The sequence below is a fragment of the Streptomyces sp. NBC_00341 genome, assembly GCF_041435055.1.
Classification (GTDB): domain Bacteria; phylum Actinomycetota; class Actinomycetes; order Streptomycetales; family Streptomycetaceae; genus Streptomyces.
On sequence record NZ_CP108002.1, the window covers coordinates 7714857 to 7730292 of the forward strand.

Sequence of the window (15436 nt, forward strand, 5' to 3'; positions counted from 1 at the left end):
GTACGTGCCGTACGCGTCAGTTGCCGGAGCCGTTCTTCTCGAGAATGTCCTGGTACCAGGCGCGCAGCTTCTCGCCGCCGCTCTTCTTCCAGGTGTTCACCGCGTCGTCGATGTCGCTGACCTTCTTGCGGCCGCGCCGGACGTCCTTCTGCAGGTCGTCGAAGGGCGTGTAGAGGGAGGCGTACCGCTGGGGTTCGACGATCTGCATGCCGAAGAAGAGCGGCTTCTTGACGTTCGGGGCCTGGCGCGCCATCCAGGCCGCGTAGTCCTTCGCCAGCTGCGGCTGGTCCGGGTAGGCGATGGAGGTCGGCGGTGAGGCGAGGTACAGGAAGGTGGCGGGCTGGGCCTCCTCGACACCCTGCGGGGTGAAGGCGGGTGCCCCGTCCTTGATCGTGTAGTGGGTGCCCTTCACGCCGTAGTTGGTGAGCATGAACTCCTCGGTGCCGAAAGGCGCGGCCGCGTAGTCGGCTATCGCGAGGAACTCCTCGATCCGCGCCTTGGAGAGCTTCTTGCTGAGGAAGGTGAAGATGCCCGCCGGGTCGTCCTGCCACAGGACCGGCCTGCCGCCGTCCTGGTCGAAGAAGTCGAGCGCCTGCATGTCGAACTTCGGGTTGGCGGTCGCCTGTTCGGTGACCATGCCTTTCCAGCCGCCGGTGCCGTCGTTGTACATCACCACGTGTCCGCTGGTGAAGCGGATCTTGGCGTCGGCGTCCTTGTTGGCCTCCGCGTCCGGGTGCACGTATCCGCCGTCGTGGAGCTTGCGGGCGAAGGCGAGCGCCTCGCGGTACTCCTTCGTCTCGATCTTGTGGACCAGCTTGCCGTTCTCCAGCTGCCAGTAGTGCGGCGCGTCGGGCAGCAGACCGTAGATCTTCTGGATGCAGGTCCAGAGGTCGTCGAAGGCCCAGACCTTCTTCCTGGGCGACGTGTACTCCTTGCCGAACGCCAGCAGGTCGTCCGCGCTCGCCGGTACGGCGCCGGAGCCGGTCAGGTCCTTGCGGTAGAAGATCGCGTTGCCGATGACCGGCGTCGGCATGGGCAGTCCGCGCAGCTTGCCGCCGAAGACGGAGTACTGCCAGGCGCCCGTCGGGATGTTCGCCAGGTTCGGGTACTTCTTGACGGCGTCGCCCGCCAGATAGGGGCTCAGGTCCGCGAACTTGGCGGTGATCGCGTTGCGGATCTGTCCCTGCATGTTCCAGCCGGGGATGGTCATGACGTCCGGGATGTCCGAACCGGCCAGCACCGCACCGATCTTGTCCTGGTAGGTGTTGCCGTCCTGCGGGTCGAAGTTCAGCGTGGCGCCGACCGCCTTGTTCACCGCCGCGTAGTACGGGTTGTTCTTCTTCGGGACGGTGCCCCACAGCGGGGTCATGACGCGGAACTGTGAACCCTTGCCCGGGACCGACTTCACCGAGGTGACCAGCGGGTCCGGCAGCTTGGTGAAGCCGGGGCTCGAACCGTTGACGCTCGCGACATCCGGCTCGACCAGGTTCAGCGGGGCGTACGCCGGCACAACCTTCTTGAGTGCCTTGCCCGTTGTCGCACCCTCCTTGCTCCCGGAGCCGGAGCCGGAGCCGCCGCACGCGGCGAGCAGCGGTACCCCGCCGGCCACGGCGACAGCGGCCACCGCGCCGGTGGCGAGGAAGCTTCTCCGGCTCGGGGCCGTGGAGGAGGGGGAGGAATTCGGCGTCATTGCGTCAACCCTTCGAGGCGCACCAGGACGACACGTGGCGGGTGACCGCCGTTCGGTTCCTGTGTCTGAGGTGGAGCGTTGCTGACTGGACCGGCGTGACCGGCCGCAGGTGAAGCGGTTCAACAGGGAGGTGGCAGAACCTGTCGCCGTCCCGGGAAATCCAGGGCGTCGGGCGCCCCGTCGAAGCTCTGTCGAAGCGCTTCGATGTTGCAGCGAGGTTAAGTGAAGGGTCCCGGTCGCACAAGAGTCCGTTTCCAGATTCCTCCGACCTGTTTCCTAACCGTTTCCTGACTCAACGGGAGCTGGTGTGAGCGGTGGTCGAGGTAGAGGCCTTGACACTGGCGGGGTTGGCCGCAGAGCATCGAAGCGCTTCGAAGGATCTTCTGAGGGTTCTCGGAAGCTCGAACGAGGTCCTGGCACCAAAACCTCCCACCTCTCCAAGGGGACCCGCACGTGACGGAACAACCGCAGCCCTTCCGCGACCCGCGACTGCCCTTCGCCAAGCGCATCGACGACCTGCTCCAGCGGCTCACGCCCGACGAGCGGATCGCGATGCTGCACCAGTACGCACCGGCCGTCGACCGGCTCGGGCTCGGCGCCTTCAGGACCGGTCAGGAGGCCCTGCACGGCGTGGCGTGGATGGGACCGGCGACGGTCTTCCCGCAGGCCGTCGGGCTCGGCGCCACCTGGAACGACGCGCTGGTGCGCCGGGTCGGGGAGGCGGTCGGCAACGAGGTCCGGGCCAAGCGCGCACAGGACGACCGGGTCGGCCTCAACGTCTGGGCCCCGACCGTGAATCTGCTGCGCAACCCGCTCTGGGGCCGGGGCGAGGAGGGGTACTCCGAGGACGCCTGCCTCACCTCCGCCATCGCGGTCGCGTACACCCGGGGGCTGCGCGGCGACCACCCGCTCTACTGGCGGACCGCCCCCGTCCTCAAGCACTGGCTCGCCCACAACAGCGAGACCGACCGCGACACCGCCTCCTCCTCGGTCCGCCCGAGGGTCCTGCACGAGTACGACCTCAAGGCCTTCCGCGACGCGGTCCGGGCCGGCGCGGTGGCCGGGGTCATGCCCGCGTACAACCTGGTCAACGGGCGGCCCAACCACCTGTCGCCGCTCCTGGCCCAGCAGTTGCGCGGCTGGACCGACCAGTCGCTGGTGGTCTGCTCCGACGCGGGCGCGCCCTCCAACCTCGTCGACTCCGAGCACTACTTCGCCACCCATGAGGAGGCGACGGCCGCCGCCCTGCGGGCCGGTGTCGACAGCTTCACCGATCACGGCCAGGACCCCACCGTCATGACCGGCCGCATCCGGCGAGCCCTGGAGCGCGGGCTGCTCGACGAGCACGACATCGACACCGCGGTCCGCAGACTGCTCGAACTGCGTTTCTCGCTCGGTGAGTTCGATCCCGGCCTCGACCCCTTCGCGGGCGCCGCCGACTTCGACACTGCCGAACACCGGGCGCTCGCCCAGGAGGCCGCGGAGCAGGCCGTCGTCCTGCTGAAGAACGACGGCCTGCTGCCGCTGGAGCCCGCCGCCGGGAAGACCGTGGCGGTCGTCGGGCTGCTCGCGGACGCCTGCAAGCTCGACTGGTACAGCGGCACGCTGATCCACCGCTCCACCCCGCTCGACGGGATCCGGGAACGGTTCGGCGCCGAGCACGTGGTGTTCGCGGAGGGCGCGGACCTGGTCCGGCTGAAGTGCGCGGACGGCTGGCTCCAGGTGCCGGCCGCGGACACCGGCCAGGACTCGGCACGGGGTGCCCAGGGCGCCCTTGACCCGGCGCTCCTCGCGGGGCGCACCGATCTGCCTCCGCTGACCTGCGGCGACACCCCGACAGACCTGGCGCTCGTGGACTGGGGAAACGGTGTGATCACCCTGCGCGAGCCGGCGGGCCGCTATCTGTCGGTGGCCGAGGACGGCTGTCTGCGGGCGTCCGCGGACGAGCCCGGCGGCTGGATCGTTCAGGAGACGTTCCGGCTGGAGGCGGTGGAGGGGCATGCGGGCGGTCACCGGATTCTGCACATCGGCACGGGTGGGTATGTCTCTGTCGCCGCCGACGGCGTAAAGGTTGCCGTCCCGGGCGAAGAAATCCCGGCCCCCGGTACAGGAGCCCCCGGAGCGGACGACGCCCCCGGGACGGTCTTCGAGGTGGAGGTGACCGAACGCGGTGAGGACGCCGTGGCCCGCGCCGCCGCCTCGGCCGACACCGTGATCGTCGTGGCCGGCAACGACGCCCACATCAACGGCCGCGAGACCGAGGACCGCACCACGCTCGATCTGCCCGCCCAGCAGGAACGCCTCTGGCGTGCCGCCCACGCCGCCAACCCGCGCACCGTCCTTGCCGTCACCTCCGCCTACCCGTACGCCCTCGCCGACGCGGCGGCCACGATCCCCGCGCTGCTGTGGACCGCGCACGGCGGACAGGCCGCCGGAACGGCGCTCGCCCGGGTCCTGGCGGGCGACGTCTCGCCGGCCGGCCGGCTGCCGCAGACCTGGTACGCCTCCGACGCGGAACTGCCCGGTCTGCTCGACTACGACATCATCGGCTCCCGGCAGACCTACCTCTATTACCGGGGCACACCGCTCTACCCGTTCGGCCACGGCCTCTCGTACAGCGAGTTCACCTACAGCGGCCTGACCGCGGAGCGTGCGGGCGACCTCGTGCGGGTGTCGCTGACCGTCACCAACGCGGGGGCCGTCGCCGCCGACGAGGTCGCCCAGCTCTACGTGCGGGCGGTCGCGCCGTCCGTCCCGAGGCCGCTGCGGCAGCTGGCCGGCCACCGCAGGCTGCACCTGGCGCCCGGCGCAGCGGAACGCGTCGAGTTCGGCGTCCCCGTGACCGAGCTCGGCCACTGGGACGTGGCGCACGGCCGCTGGACCGTCGAGCCCGGCGCGTACGAGATCCAGGCCGGCGCTTCCAGCGCCGACATCCGGACCGTCACCGTGCTCACCGTCGAGGGTGAACCGGCCGGCCCGCGGCAGGTCCTGACGCGAGGTCTGGAGGCGGCCGACTACGACGAGCAGTTGGGCACCGTGATCGTCGACCGGACGAAGACCGAGGGCGACGCCGTGTCCGCGTCCGCCACCCGCAACGAACTCCTCTACCGAAGCTGCGACTTCGGCGCCGGGGCCCAGGACCTCGCGGTGTCGGCGTCGGGGGAGGGGGCCGTACACATCACCGTCGACGGCGCCACGGTCACCGTTCCGGTGAGCGCCACCGGCGGACCGTACGACTACCGCACCCACCGGGCCGCGATCAGCGCCTCCGGCGTCCGCGACCTGCGCGTCACCCTGGACGGCGCCGTACGTCTGGCCCGGATGTCCTTCACCGGGGAAACGCAGTGAACCGTCCCGCGACGCGAACCCCCTCTCCCGCCAGTCCCGTTCGAGCTGCCCCCGGCAAGGAATCCTCATGAAGTTCACCGACGGCTTCTGGCTCATGCGTGAGGGCGTACGTGCCTGCTACGCCACCGAGATCCGCGATCTGCGCGTCAGCGAAGAGCGGTTCACCGCCTACGCGGCGGTCAAGCACGTCGCCGAACGCGGCGACACCCTCAACACCCCACTGATCACCGTCGAATGCTTCTCCCCGGCCGAGGGGATCATCGGCGTGCGCGCCACCCACCACGCCGGGACGGTGAACCGGGGGCCCGACTTCGCGCTCCCCGGACTGGACCCGGCAGCCGCCGGTGCCCGGACCCGGCAGGACGGGGCCGTCACCGAACTGACCAGCGGACCGCTCACCCTGCGCATGGACGGCGACGGGCCGTGGGGCCTCACCTTCCTCGACGCCGACGGCCGCCGTCTCACCGGGGCGGGCGACAAGGGCACCGCCTTCGCCACCACGTCGGACGGCACCCACCACATGGTCGCCCAACTCGCCCTGGACATCGGTGAGAACGTCTACGGCCTCGGTGAGCGCTTCACCCCGTACGTCAAGAACGGCCAGAGCGTCGACATCTGGCAGGCGGACGGCGGCACCAGCAGCGAACTGGCCTACAAGAACATCCCGTTCTACCTCTCGTCACGCGGCTACGGCGTCTTCGTCAACCACCCCGGAAGGGTCTCCTTCGAGATCGGCTCCGAGTCGGTCGGCCAGGTGCAGTTCAGCGTCGAGGACCAGTCGCTGGAGTACTACATCGTCGCCGGGCCGACCCCCAAGGAGGTGCTGGCCCGCTACACCGCGCTCACCGGCCGCCCCGCACTGCCGCCGGCCTGGTCGTTCGGTCTCTGGCTCACCACGTCGTTCTGCACCTCCTACGACGAGGAGACCGTGACGTCGTTCGTCGACGGCATGGCCGGACGCGAAATCCCGCTCTCCGTCTTCCACTTCGACTGCTTCTGGATGCGTGAGTACCAGTGGTCGGACTTCCTGTGGGACCCGGACGTCTTCCCCGACCCCGAAGGCATGCTGGCCCGGCTCAAGGAGCGCGGCCTGCGGATCAGCATGTGGATCAACCCGTACATCGCCCAGAAGTCCGCACTGTTCGCGGAGGCCGCGGAGCGCGGATACCTGGTCCGCCGGCCCAGCGGTGACGTCTGGCAGTGGGACCTGTGGCAGCCCGGCATGGCCCTGGTCGACTTCACGGACCCGGCGGCGCGCGAGTGGTACAGCGGCAAGCTCCGCGCCCTGCTCGACCAGGGCGTCGACTGCTTCAAGACGGACTTCGGCGAGCGCGTGCCCACCGATGTGGTGTGGCACGACGGCTCGGACCCCGAGCGGATGCACAACTACTACGCACAGATCTACAACCGGACGGTCTTCGAACTGCTGGAGAAGGAGCGCGGACCCGGCGAGGCGGTGCTCTTCGCCCGCTCCGCGACGGCCGGCGGCCAGCAGTTCCCCGTGCACTGGGGCGGTGACTGCTTCGCCTCGTTCACGGCGATGGCCGAGTCCCTGCGCGGCGGCCTCTCACTGAGTCTGTCCGGCTTCGGCTTCTGGAGCCATGACATCGGCGGCTTCGAGGGCACCCCGGACCCGGCGGTCTTCAAGCGCTGGCTCGCCTTCGGCCTGCTCTCCTCGCACAGCCGGCTGCACGGCAACGTGTCGTACCGGGTGCCGTGGGCGTTCGGCGAGGAGGCGGTGGACGTCGCCCGCGCGTTCACCCTCCTCAAGCACCGGCTGATGCCGTACCTGTACGGGGTCGCCGCCACCGCCCACCGGACGGGCGTGCCGATGATGCGCCCCATGCTGCTGGAGTTCCCGGACGATCCGACGACCCGGATGCTGGACCGTCAGTACATGCTCGGACCTGACCTGCTGGTCGCACCGGTCTTCACCGAGGACGGGCAGGTCGAGTACTACGTCCCCGAGGGCACCTGGACGTCGCTGCTGACCGGCGAGACCGTCACCGGGCCGGTCTGGCGCCACGAGACCCACGGCTTCGACAGCCTGCCGGTCCTGGTCCGCCCCGGCGCGGTGCTCCCCTGGGGCGCAGAGGACCAGCGCCCGGACGGCGACTGGCTGGACGGACTCACCCTGCGCGCCTACGGTCCGGTGGCCGCCGCCGACGCCGTGGTCACGGTGCCGGACCTGACGGGAGCGGTCGCCGCGACGTTCCGGGTGGTCCGGGACGGGGCGGCCCTGAGCGTCACGGCCGAGGGGAGCGACCGGCCCTTCCGGGTGGTCGACGAGGAGACCGGAGCCACCGGGGAGGGTGCGGGCACGGTGACGCTGCGGGGCGCCTGAGGGAGCTGCCCCCGGGACGCGCGGGGCGGTGACCGGCTCCCCCCGGCACCGTCCCGCGCTCAGCGTGTCGCGTCCGCCAGGGCCCGGTCGGCGGCGGCGCGGGAGGTGTGCCACAGGGTGGTGACCGGCTCCCACACCTGGATCCCGCGGCCCATGCCCACCGTCGCGGCGCCGAACGTGACGCCGTGGTGCGAGGGGTCCGCCGCCACGGACAGGGTGCGGACGACGTGGCCCTCGGTGGCGCCCGGGGCCGCCGTGCGTACGGCGGCGTACCCGTGCTCGCCCGGCGAGAGCACATAGGGGCCGCTGGTCGCCGGCGGCACGGCCTCGGCCGAGCCGTCCAGCCCCCGGAAGGTGACCGTGGGGATGCGGTCCACCACACAGGTGCTCCCGCCCCGGTTGGTGACGGCGATCCGGGCCACGTTCCGCTGCCCGCCGGACGAGGCCGAGACGCTGAGGGACTGCTCCTGGCAGATACCCGGACGGGGGGCCGACGTACCGGCCGGGGCGGCGGTCACGCCGGTGGCGGTCAGGGCCACGGCGGCCGTCGCGGTGAGCGCGGCGGTGAGAGCGGAGGACGGGCGCATGTTGTTTCTCCCCTTGGATCGACAGCCTGCGGTCGTGGCCGGAGGACCCGGCGACCGGTACAACCGACAGGGACATTCTGGACGGTATGCCACGCTCCTGGCGATAGATGGGGCATATCGCTTCAATATCTACCGTCGAGATGCCTGGGTATCCGGACGATTCCTATACCTCTTAGGTAAATCCTTAATAGGTATAGGATCGTGGGTGACGGCTGACGGAAGGAAGAGCATGGTGCGCGCAGGGCTGACGGCTGACCGCCTGGCTCAGGCCGGGGCGGAGCTGGCCGATGAGGTCGGCTTCGACCAGGTGACCGTCTCGGCGCTCGCCCGGCGGTTCGACGTCAAGGTCGCGAGCCTGTACTCGCATCTGAAGAACTCCCACGACCTCAAGACCAGAATCGCCCTGCTCGCCCTGGAGGAGCTCGCCGACCGCGGGGCCGCCGCACTCGCCGGACGGGCGGGCAAGGACGCACTCAAGGCCTTCGCGGACGTCTACCGCGACTACGCCCGCGAGCACCCCGGTCGTTACGCCGCCGCCCAGCTGAGGCTCGACCCGGAAGCGGCCGCCGCCAGCGCAGGCGGCAGGCACGCGCAGATGACCCGGGCCATCCTGCGCGGCTACGAACTGACCGAGCCCGATCAGACACACGCCGTCCGGCTGCTGGGCAGCGTCTTCCACGGCTACGTCAGCCTGGAGATGCAGGGCGGATTCAGCCACAGCGCCCCCGACTCGCAGGAGAGCTGGTCGTGGTCCCTGGACGCACTGGACGCCCTGCTGCGGAACTGGCCCGCGCCCTGACCGGAGTTCCCGGGCACCTCAGCGTTCCGAGCAACACCTCAACGTTCCGAGCAACAGGTAGAGGCAACAGGTAGAGACATGCAGACCGAATCCGACTGGATCACCACACCGATCACCGCAGACCTCCTGCGCGGGGCGCTCGACCTGGAGCGCACCGAGCACGGAGTGCGCCCGCACCGGCTGCCCGCCCGCGCCCGCGCACAGTGCGCAGACGCGCAGTTGGCGATGGCGGAGGCCCAGCCGTCCGGCGTGCGGCTGGTGTTCCGTACCGCCGCCACCGTGATCGAGCTGGACGCACTCCGCACCAAGACGGCCTACCAGGGCGCGCCGCCCCGCCCCGACGGCGTCTACGACCTGCTCGTCGACGGCCGCCTCGCGGGGCAGGGGAGCGTGACCGGCGGCAACGTCCTCCTGGTCGACATGACCGCCGGGACCGCGCAGACGCAGCCGGGACCGGTCGGCACCGTACGGTTCGCCGGGCTGCCCGAAGGCGTCAAGGACATCGAGATCTGGCTGCCGTACAACGAGAACACCGAGCTCGTCGCCCTGCGAACCGACGCCCCCGTCGAACCCGCCCCCGACCGGGGCCGCAAGGTGTGGCTGCATCACGGCAGTTCGATCAGCCACGGCTCGGACGCCGCGAGCCCCACCAGCACCTGGCCCGCACTGGCGGCCTCCCTCGGCGGGGTGGAGCTGGTCAACCTGGGCCTGGGCGGCAGCGCGCTGCTCGACCCGTTCACGGCGCGGGCGATGCGCGACACCCCCGCGGACCTGATCAGCGTCAAGATCGGCCTCAATCTCGTCAACGCCGACCTGATGCGGCTGCGGGCCTTCACCCCGGCGGTGCACGGCTTCCTCGACACCGTCCGCGAGGGGCACCCCACCGCTCCGCTGCTGGTCGTCTCGCCCGTCCTGTGCCCCATCCACGAGGACACCCCGGGCCCGAGCATGCCCGACTTCAGCAACCTCAGTGAGGGAAGGCTCCAGTTCAAGGCCATGGGCGACCCTTCGGAGAGGGCCGCGGGGAAGCTGACGCTCAACGTCATCCGGGAGGCCCTGAGCGACCTCGTCGAGCAGCGCGCCGCCGACGACCCGAACCTGTACTACCTCGACGGCCGCGCTCTGTACGGAGAGCGGGACTTCGCCGAACTGCCGCTGCCGGACCAGCTCCACCCGGACGCGGCCACCCACCGGCGCATGGGCGACCGGTTCGCCGCCCTCGCCTTCGCCCCCGACGGCCCGTTCGCCGCGGAACGCCCGGCCTGATCAATTCGTCGGTCACTGGGTCACCGCGTCACCGCGTCACCGCGTCACCGCGTCACTGCGTCAATGCGTCAGCCCGTCGGCCGGTCCGGGGTTCCGGTCCGGCCGACGGGCGTACGTCACATGCCGGGCGGGACCCGGGACGGGCGGCCGTTGCCACGGGTCAGCGAGTAGCCGAAGACGGCCGCGAGCGCGCCCAGCACCCCGCCGCCGACGGTCCACAGCCAGCGGTCGGTCCACCACCCCGAGGCCCAGCCGTCCTCGGGCTCACCCGCGAGCGGGACCGGGGCGGCGGAGGCGTCGTCGTCGGAGGCCTGCTCGGCCGAGGACACCCCGGGCACCAGCGGCTTGGAGAGCGTGCCGTCGACGTCCCCGGCACCGCCCTTCCCGGCCGAGGTGACCTCGACCTCGGTCCGCACCGGCAGACCGAGATCCGCCGAGGGCAGATCGACGACGGTGAGGCGGACGTAATAGCTTCCGGGCAGCGGGTCGTTGGCCCACGGCTCCGACCAGGCCCTGACGGTCCGCAGGACGCAGGTGAGCTCGACCGTGGCGGCGTCGGCCGCGGCCTTGCCGGTCTGCTTGCCGTACATGCAGGCCTGACGGCGCCGCAGCCCGTCGTACACGTCGATCTGCCACGTCGAGACGCCGTGCCGGGTGGCGGCCTCGGGCAGGGTGACCTTCGCCTTGACGGTGGGCCGCTGGCCCGCGTCGGCCGGGAACACCCAGTACAGGTAGTCGCCCGTGGATCCGCCGGCGGTGGCGGTCTGGTTCTGCTGGATCGCGGTGGCGGTACGGAAGGCGGTGCCCGCCTCCGTGGGGCCGGAGCCGTCGCCGGAGGCGCTGGGGCTCGGTGACGGGTCGTCCGCGACGGCGGCCCCCGCCCCGGTCAGCAGGGCGAGGCCGGTCAGCAGCGCACCCGCGAGCACACGTGTCGTACGGATCATCGGTTGGTCCTCCAGACGGCGATGCGCCAGCGCGAGATCCAGCCGGTCAGCAGGCCCGCGACCAGTCCGGTGAGGACGAGCACGCCGAGCAGCCACCAGCCGCGGCCCAGGCCGAACGCGGCGACATCGGCCGCGTTGTCGGGCCCGTCCACCACGTCGACGGTCAGCTCGACCGGCATTCCGGGCGAGGTCTTCACAGAGGCGGGCGCCGAGAAGGAGTTGCTGACCTGGAGGCAGACGGTCTCGGGGACCGGCTCCTCGTCGTCATCGTCCTGCTCGGGCCTGGGGTAGCGCAGTCCGGACGAGATGGCGTCGGTGCGCCCGGTCCCGGATTCGGAACCCCTGACGATCTCCCGGCCGTGCACGGTCACCGCCCGCAGCAGGGTCCCGTAGTCGTTGTTCACGGCGCGGTCCGCGAAGACGCTGACCGAGGCGCGCAGTTCCTGGCCGGGGAGTACCTCCACCCGGTACCAGCGGTGCTCACCGATCTTCTCGCGGTCGGTGTAGAGGCCCGCCTTGAGCTTCGGGGCGTCGGTGCAGCTGTCCGCGCCCTCCGTCGCCACGGGGGTGACGACGGGCTCTGCCGCCCGGTCGACCAACTGCTTTACGCGGCCGGAGAGTTGATCGGTGTGCTGGACGGCGGTGTATGTGCCGCCGGTGGCCTCCGCGATGCAGGTCAGCTGCTTGCGGATCTTCTCGTTCGGCACCAGGCCGAGGGTGTCGATGACCAGGTGGATGCCGCGTGCGGCGATGTCCCGGGCCACCTCGCACGGGTCGAGCGGGCCGCAGGTGTCCTCGCCGTCGCTGATCAGCACGATCCGGCGGGTGGAGTCGCCGCCCTCCAGATCGTCGGCGGCGCCCAGCAGGGCGGGTCCGATCGGGGTCCAGCCGGTGGGCGCGAGGGTGGCGACCGCGGTCTTGGCCTCCGTGCGGTCGAGCGGGCCGACCGGGTAGAGCGCCTTGGTGTCCTTGCAGCCGACCTTCCGGTCGTCGCCCGGGTAGTCGGCGCCGAGGGTGCGGATGCCGAGCTGCACCTGCTCGGGCACCGCGTCCAGGACCTCGTTGAACGCCTGCTTCGCCGCGGTCATCCGGGACTGGCCGTCGATGTCGCGGGTCCGCATGGAGCCACTGACATCGAGCACCAGCTCGACCTTGGGGGACGCTTTCGTGGGGGTTTCATCGGCCGCGGCGGGGAGGGCCGAGCCGAGCCCGGCGGTCAGGGTGGCGAGCAGAATACCCACCCCGACCGTCAGCCTTCTTCTTATGATCATCGCCGGATAGTAGTGAACATCAGTTCGCTATCCAAAACGGGTCGCTGACGGGACGTCGGCCGGTCGCCCGGCTGCCACCGCCCGCGTTCAGCCCTGCGGGCGGTCCGCGCCCAGCAGCGGTCCGGCCGCCCGGTCCAGTACCGAGCCGATCCGGTCCCAGGTGGCCAGGTCCCTTTCCACCGCCGCGAGTTGCCGGTCCTCGCCGGAACGCCAGCCGGTGGCGACGGCGACCGGGTCCGTCCCCGTGGCGGCAGAGGCGGCGAGGGCCGCCGCGCCCACCGCGACGAGTTCGCCGCTGGCCGGTACCGTCACCGGACGCCCCGACAGCCGCCGTACGGTCTCCACCCACTGGTGTCCCTGGGCGCCGCCGCCGATCAGCAGCAGCGGCCGGGCCGCCACCTCGGGGTCCGCCGGGTCGAGCCCGCAGGCGCGGAGCAGTTCGTCGAGCGCCCGCAGCACGGTGAAGACCGCGCCCTCGTAGGCGGCGCCCAGGAGTTGCTGGGGGGTGGTGTCGTGCCGCAGCCCGGTGAGGAGGCCGGAGGCGGTGGGCAGGTCGGGGGTGCGTTCGCCGTCCAGGTAGGGCAGGACCACGGCCTCGCCGCCGGGTGCGGCGTCGGCGCGGTCCAGGCCGAGCAGGGCGGCGACCTTGTCCACGGCGAGCGTGCAGTTGAGGGTGCAGGCCAGCGGGAGGTACGTGCCGTCGGCCGCGGCGAAGCCGGAGAGCGCGGCGGAGGCGGGCCTGGTCCGGGAGGCGGCGAAGACCGTGCCGGAGGTGCCCAGGCTGAGCACCGGGTGGTCCAGGAGCCCGGCGCCGCCGAGCCCGAGACCGACGGCGGCGCTCATGTTGTCACCGGTGCCCGCCGCGACGGCGATACCGGCGGGCAGGCCGAGTGCCTCGGCCGCACCTGCGGTCAGTGAGCCGATGCGGGCCGCGCCGCTCGCGGCCACTTCGGGCAGCGACGCGGGCTCGATGGAGAGGAGTTCGAGCAGCTCGGGGTCGTAGGTTCCGGTGGCGGTGGAGTACCAGCAGGTGCCGGACGCGTCGCCGGGGTCGGTGACGGCGCGGCCGGACAGCCGCTCGGTGAGGAAGTCGTGGGGCAGCCGGATCGCCGCCACCGCCGCGGCGGTGGCGGGTTCGTTCTCCCGCAGCCACTGCCATTTCGACGCCGTCATCGCGGCCACCGGCACGGAGCCGGTGCGCGCGGTCCAGGCGTCGGGTCCGCCCAGCGCCGCGGTGAGGGCGGCGGCCTGCGGGGCGGAACGGGTGTCGTTCCACAGCAGGGCAGGGCGCAGTGGGGCGCCGTTCGCGTCCAGTACGACGAGGCCGTGCTGCTGGCCCGCCACGGCGATCCCGGCGACAGCGGAGGCGGGGACGCCCGACTCCTCGAGCCCGGCGGCGACCGCGTCGCACAGCGCCTGCCACCACACCTCGGGGTCCGTCTCGCGGGCCCCGGCCTCCCCGGTGACGACATGGGGGGCACGGCCGACGGCGAGCAGCCGGCCGGTCGCGATGTCGACGAACGCCGCTTTGGTGGACTGGGTGGAGCTGTCCACACCGATGACGACGGTGAGCGGCGGCATGGCTGGCCTCATTCTCTGGTCTCAGGGGTCGGTCCCGCGTGGCGGGATGCCGTGGGGACATCGCCCTGCGGGTATTTGATCGTACGGAGAACAAATTAGGTGATCGAAGCGGCGGGGAACAGGGGGTGGGGTGGATTTCCGTCAAGCGGCGGATTAGGTAGTCGGGCGGGTGTTCGTGCGAGAGGGTGGGTATGGAGTCGGGCTGGGGGGTTACGTCGCCGGGGTGGTCGGTGCATGATTAGTCATGACACTGAACAAATTGAGGTTCGGCCGCCCGACCGGCTGCGGACCCATGGCACCGAAGGCGGTTGGACCATGACCGAGCGTTTCACCCCCACCCCGCAGGACAAGTTCACCTTCGGCCTGTGGACCGTGGGCTGGCAGGGGCGCGACCCGTTCGGCGACGCGACCCGGGAGGCGATCGACCCGGTCGACACCGTGCAGCGCCTCGCGGAGCTCGGTGCGTACGGTGTGACGTTCCACGACGACGACCTGATCCCGTTCGGCTCGACGGACTCCGAGCGCGAGGGCATCGTGAAGCGGTTCCGCCAGTCGCTGGACGCGGCCGGTCTCAAGGTTCCGATGGCCACGACGAACCTGTTCACGCACCCGGTGTTCAAGGACGGCGGGTTCACGTCGAACGACCGTGATGTGCGGCGGTTCGCGCTGCGCAAGGTGATCCGCAACATCGATCTGGCGGTCGAGCTGGGCGCTGAGACGTATGTGGCGTGGGGTGGCCGTGAGGGTGCGGAGTCCGGGGGTGCGAAGGACATCCGTCTCGCGCTGGACCGGATGAAGGAGGCGTTCGACCTGCTCGGGGAGTACGTCGTCGAGCAGGGCTACGACCTGAGGTTCGCCATCGAGCCGAAGCCGAACGAGCCGCGCGGGGACATCCTGCTGCCGACCGTCGGTCACGCCCTGGCGTTCATCGAGCGCCTGGAGCGCCCGGAGATGTACGGCGTGAACCCGGAGGTCGGCCACGAGCAGATGGCCGGGCTGAACTTCGCGCACGGCATCGCGCAGGCGATCTGGGCGGGCAAGCTCTTCCACCTGGACCTCAACGGCCAGTCCGGCATCAAGTACGACCAGGACCTCCGCTTCGGCGCCGGTGACCTGCGCCAGGCCTTCTGGCTCGTCGACCTGCTGGAGACGGCCGGCTACGAGGGCCCGCGCCACTTCGACTTCAAGCCGCCGCGGACCGAGGACTACGACGGCGTCTGGGCCTCGGCCGCGGGCTGCATGCGCAACTACCTGATCCTCAAGGACCGGGCCGCCGCCTTCCGCGCCGACCCGGTGGTGCAGGACGCGCTGCGCGCCTCCCGGCTGGACGAGCTGGCGCAGCCCACCGCCGCCGACGGGGTGGCGGGGCTGCTGGCCGACCGCTCCGCGTACGAGGACTTCGACGTGACGGCCGCGGCCGAGCGCGGCATGGCGTTCGAGGCCCTGGACCAGCTGGCGATGGACCACCTGCTCGGCGTCCGCTGACCCTGTCGCGGGGGCGGACGCGCTACTGGGACGCGCTCACTGGGACGTGCCTCCCTGGAGGCGCCTCCAGGGGGGCGCCCCGGGGCGCGTCCGCCCCCGCGTCGCAGGTCGTGTCCGCGGG

General features: G+C 71.3%; 10 protein-coding genes. 5 read left to right on the plus strand and 5 right to left on the minus strand.

Annotated elements, in window-relative coordinates; all coding sequences use genetic code 11:
- Nucleotides 1–16: 16 nt before the first annotated feature.
- Entirely contained in the window at nt 17–1624 is a 1608-nt protein-coding gene (locus tag OG892_RS34485; protein WP_371631740.1) for an extracellular solute-binding protein, read from the minus strand.
- 519 nt (nt 1625–2143) lie between these two features.
- Here OG892_RS34485 and OG892_RS34490 point away from each other — a divergent pair.
- Both OG892_RS34490 and yicI read left to right on the plus strand, forming a co-directional pair.
- A complete protein-coding gene (locus OG892_RS34490) occupies nt 2144–5038 on the plus strand; it encodes a glycoside hydrolase family 3 C-terminal domain-containing protein (protein WP_371631148.1) in 2895 nt (964 codons plus the stop codon).
- Between the two features lie 67 nt (nt 5039–5105).
- Nucleotides 5106–7382, plus strand: a complete 2277-nt coding sequence (gene yicI / locus OG892_RS34495; protein ID WP_371631149.1) for an alpha-xylosidase — start codon at nt 5106–5108, stop codon at nt 7380–7382.
- Nucleotides 7383–7441: 59 nt separating this feature from the next.
- On the opposite strand, the gene OG892_RS34500 is transcribed toward yicI, so the two are convergent.
- Entirely contained in the window at nt 7442–7969 is a 528-nt protein-coding gene (locus OG892_RS34500; protein WP_073734321.1) for a DUF4232 domain-containing protein, read from the minus strand.
- 229 nt (nt 7970–8198) lie between these two features.
- On the opposite strand from OG892_RS34500, the gene OG892_RS34505 reads away from it, so the two are divergent.
- Together OG892_RS34505 and OG892_RS34510 are read left to right on the plus strand one after the other, a co-directional pair.
- Complete coding sequence (locus OG892_RS34505) at nt 8199–8768, plus strand: TetR/AcrR family transcriptional regulator (protein ID WP_073734322.1); 570 nt, start codon at nt 8199–8201, stop codon at nt 8766–8768.
- A gap of 78 nt (nt 8769–8846) precedes the next feature.
- Nucleotides 8847–10034: a GDSL-type esterase/lipase family protein gene (locus tag OG892_RS34510; RefSeq protein ID WP_371631150.1), complete on the plus strand. Its 1188-nt coding sequence runs from the start codon at nt 8847–8849 to the stop codon at nt 10032–10034.
- A 116-nt stretch (nt 10035–10150) separates the two neighbouring features.
- Here OG892_RS34510 and OG892_RS34515 read toward each other — a convergent pair whose 3' ends face one another.
- The 3 genes from OG892_RS34515 to xylB form a co-directional block, all read right to left on the minus strand.
- Nucleotides 10151–10978, minus strand: coding sequence for a hypothetical protein (locus OG892_RS34515; RefSeq protein ID WP_327339986.1), 828 nt, complete (start codon nt 10976–10978; stop codon nt 10151–10153).
- Nucleotides 10975–12249, minus strand: a complete 1275-nt coding sequence (locus OG892_RS34520) for a VWA domain-containing protein (RefSeq protein WP_158072232.1) — start codon at nt 12247–12249, stop codon at nt 10975–10977. Before OG892_RS34520 ends, OG892_RS34515 begins: the two co-directional genes overlap by 4 nt.
- 87 nt (nt 12250–12336) lie before the next feature.
- A complete protein-coding gene (xylB, locus tag OG892_RS34525) occupies nt 12337–13830 on the minus strand; it encodes a xylulokinase (protein WP_371631151.1) in 1494 nt (497 codons plus the stop codon).
- Nucleotides 13831–14145: 315 nt separating this feature from the next.
- On the opposite strand from xylB, the gene xylA reads away from it, so the two are divergent.
- Nucleotides 14146–15315, plus strand: coding sequence for a xylose isomerase (gene xylA / locus OG892_RS34530; protein WP_328695039.1), 1170 nt, complete (start codon nt 14146–14148; stop codon nt 15313–15315).
- Nucleotides 15316–15436: the final 121 nt, after the last annotated feature.

Bases quoted from the DNA above. Each gene is read 5' to 3' on its own strand.
- OG892_RS34500 (WP_073734321.1), bottom strand. From the start codon at position 7,969: ATGCGCCCGTCCTCCGCTCTCACCGCCGCGCTCACCGCGACGGCCGCC.
- OG892_RS34510 (WP_371631150.1), top strand. From the start codon at position 8,847: ATGCAGACCGAATCCGACTGGATCACCACACCGATCACCGCAGACCTC.
- OG892_RS34515 (WP_327339986.1), bottom strand. From the start codon at position 10,978: ATGATCCGTACGACACGTGTGCTCGCGGGTGCGCTGCTGACCGGCCTC.
- xylB (WP_371631151.1), bottom strand. From the start codon at position 13,830: ATGCCGCCGCTCACCGTCGTCATCGGTGTGGACAGCTCCACCCAGTCC.
- OG892_RS34520 (WP_158072232.1), bottom strand. From the start codon at position 12,249: ATGATCATAAGAAGAAGGCTGACGGTCGGGGTGGGTATTCTGCTCGCC.
- OG892_RS34505 (WP_073734322.1), top strand. From the start codon at position 8,199: ATGGTGCGCGCAGGGCTGACGGCTGACCGCCTGGCTCAGGCCGGGGCG.
- xylA (WP_328695039.1), top strand. From the start codon at position 14,146: ATGACCGAGCGTTTCACCCCCACCCCGCAGGACAAGTTCACCTTCGGC.
- yicI (WP_371631149.1), top strand. From the start codon at position 5,106: ATGAAGTTCACCGACGGCTTCTGGCTCATGCGTGAGGGCGTACGTGCC.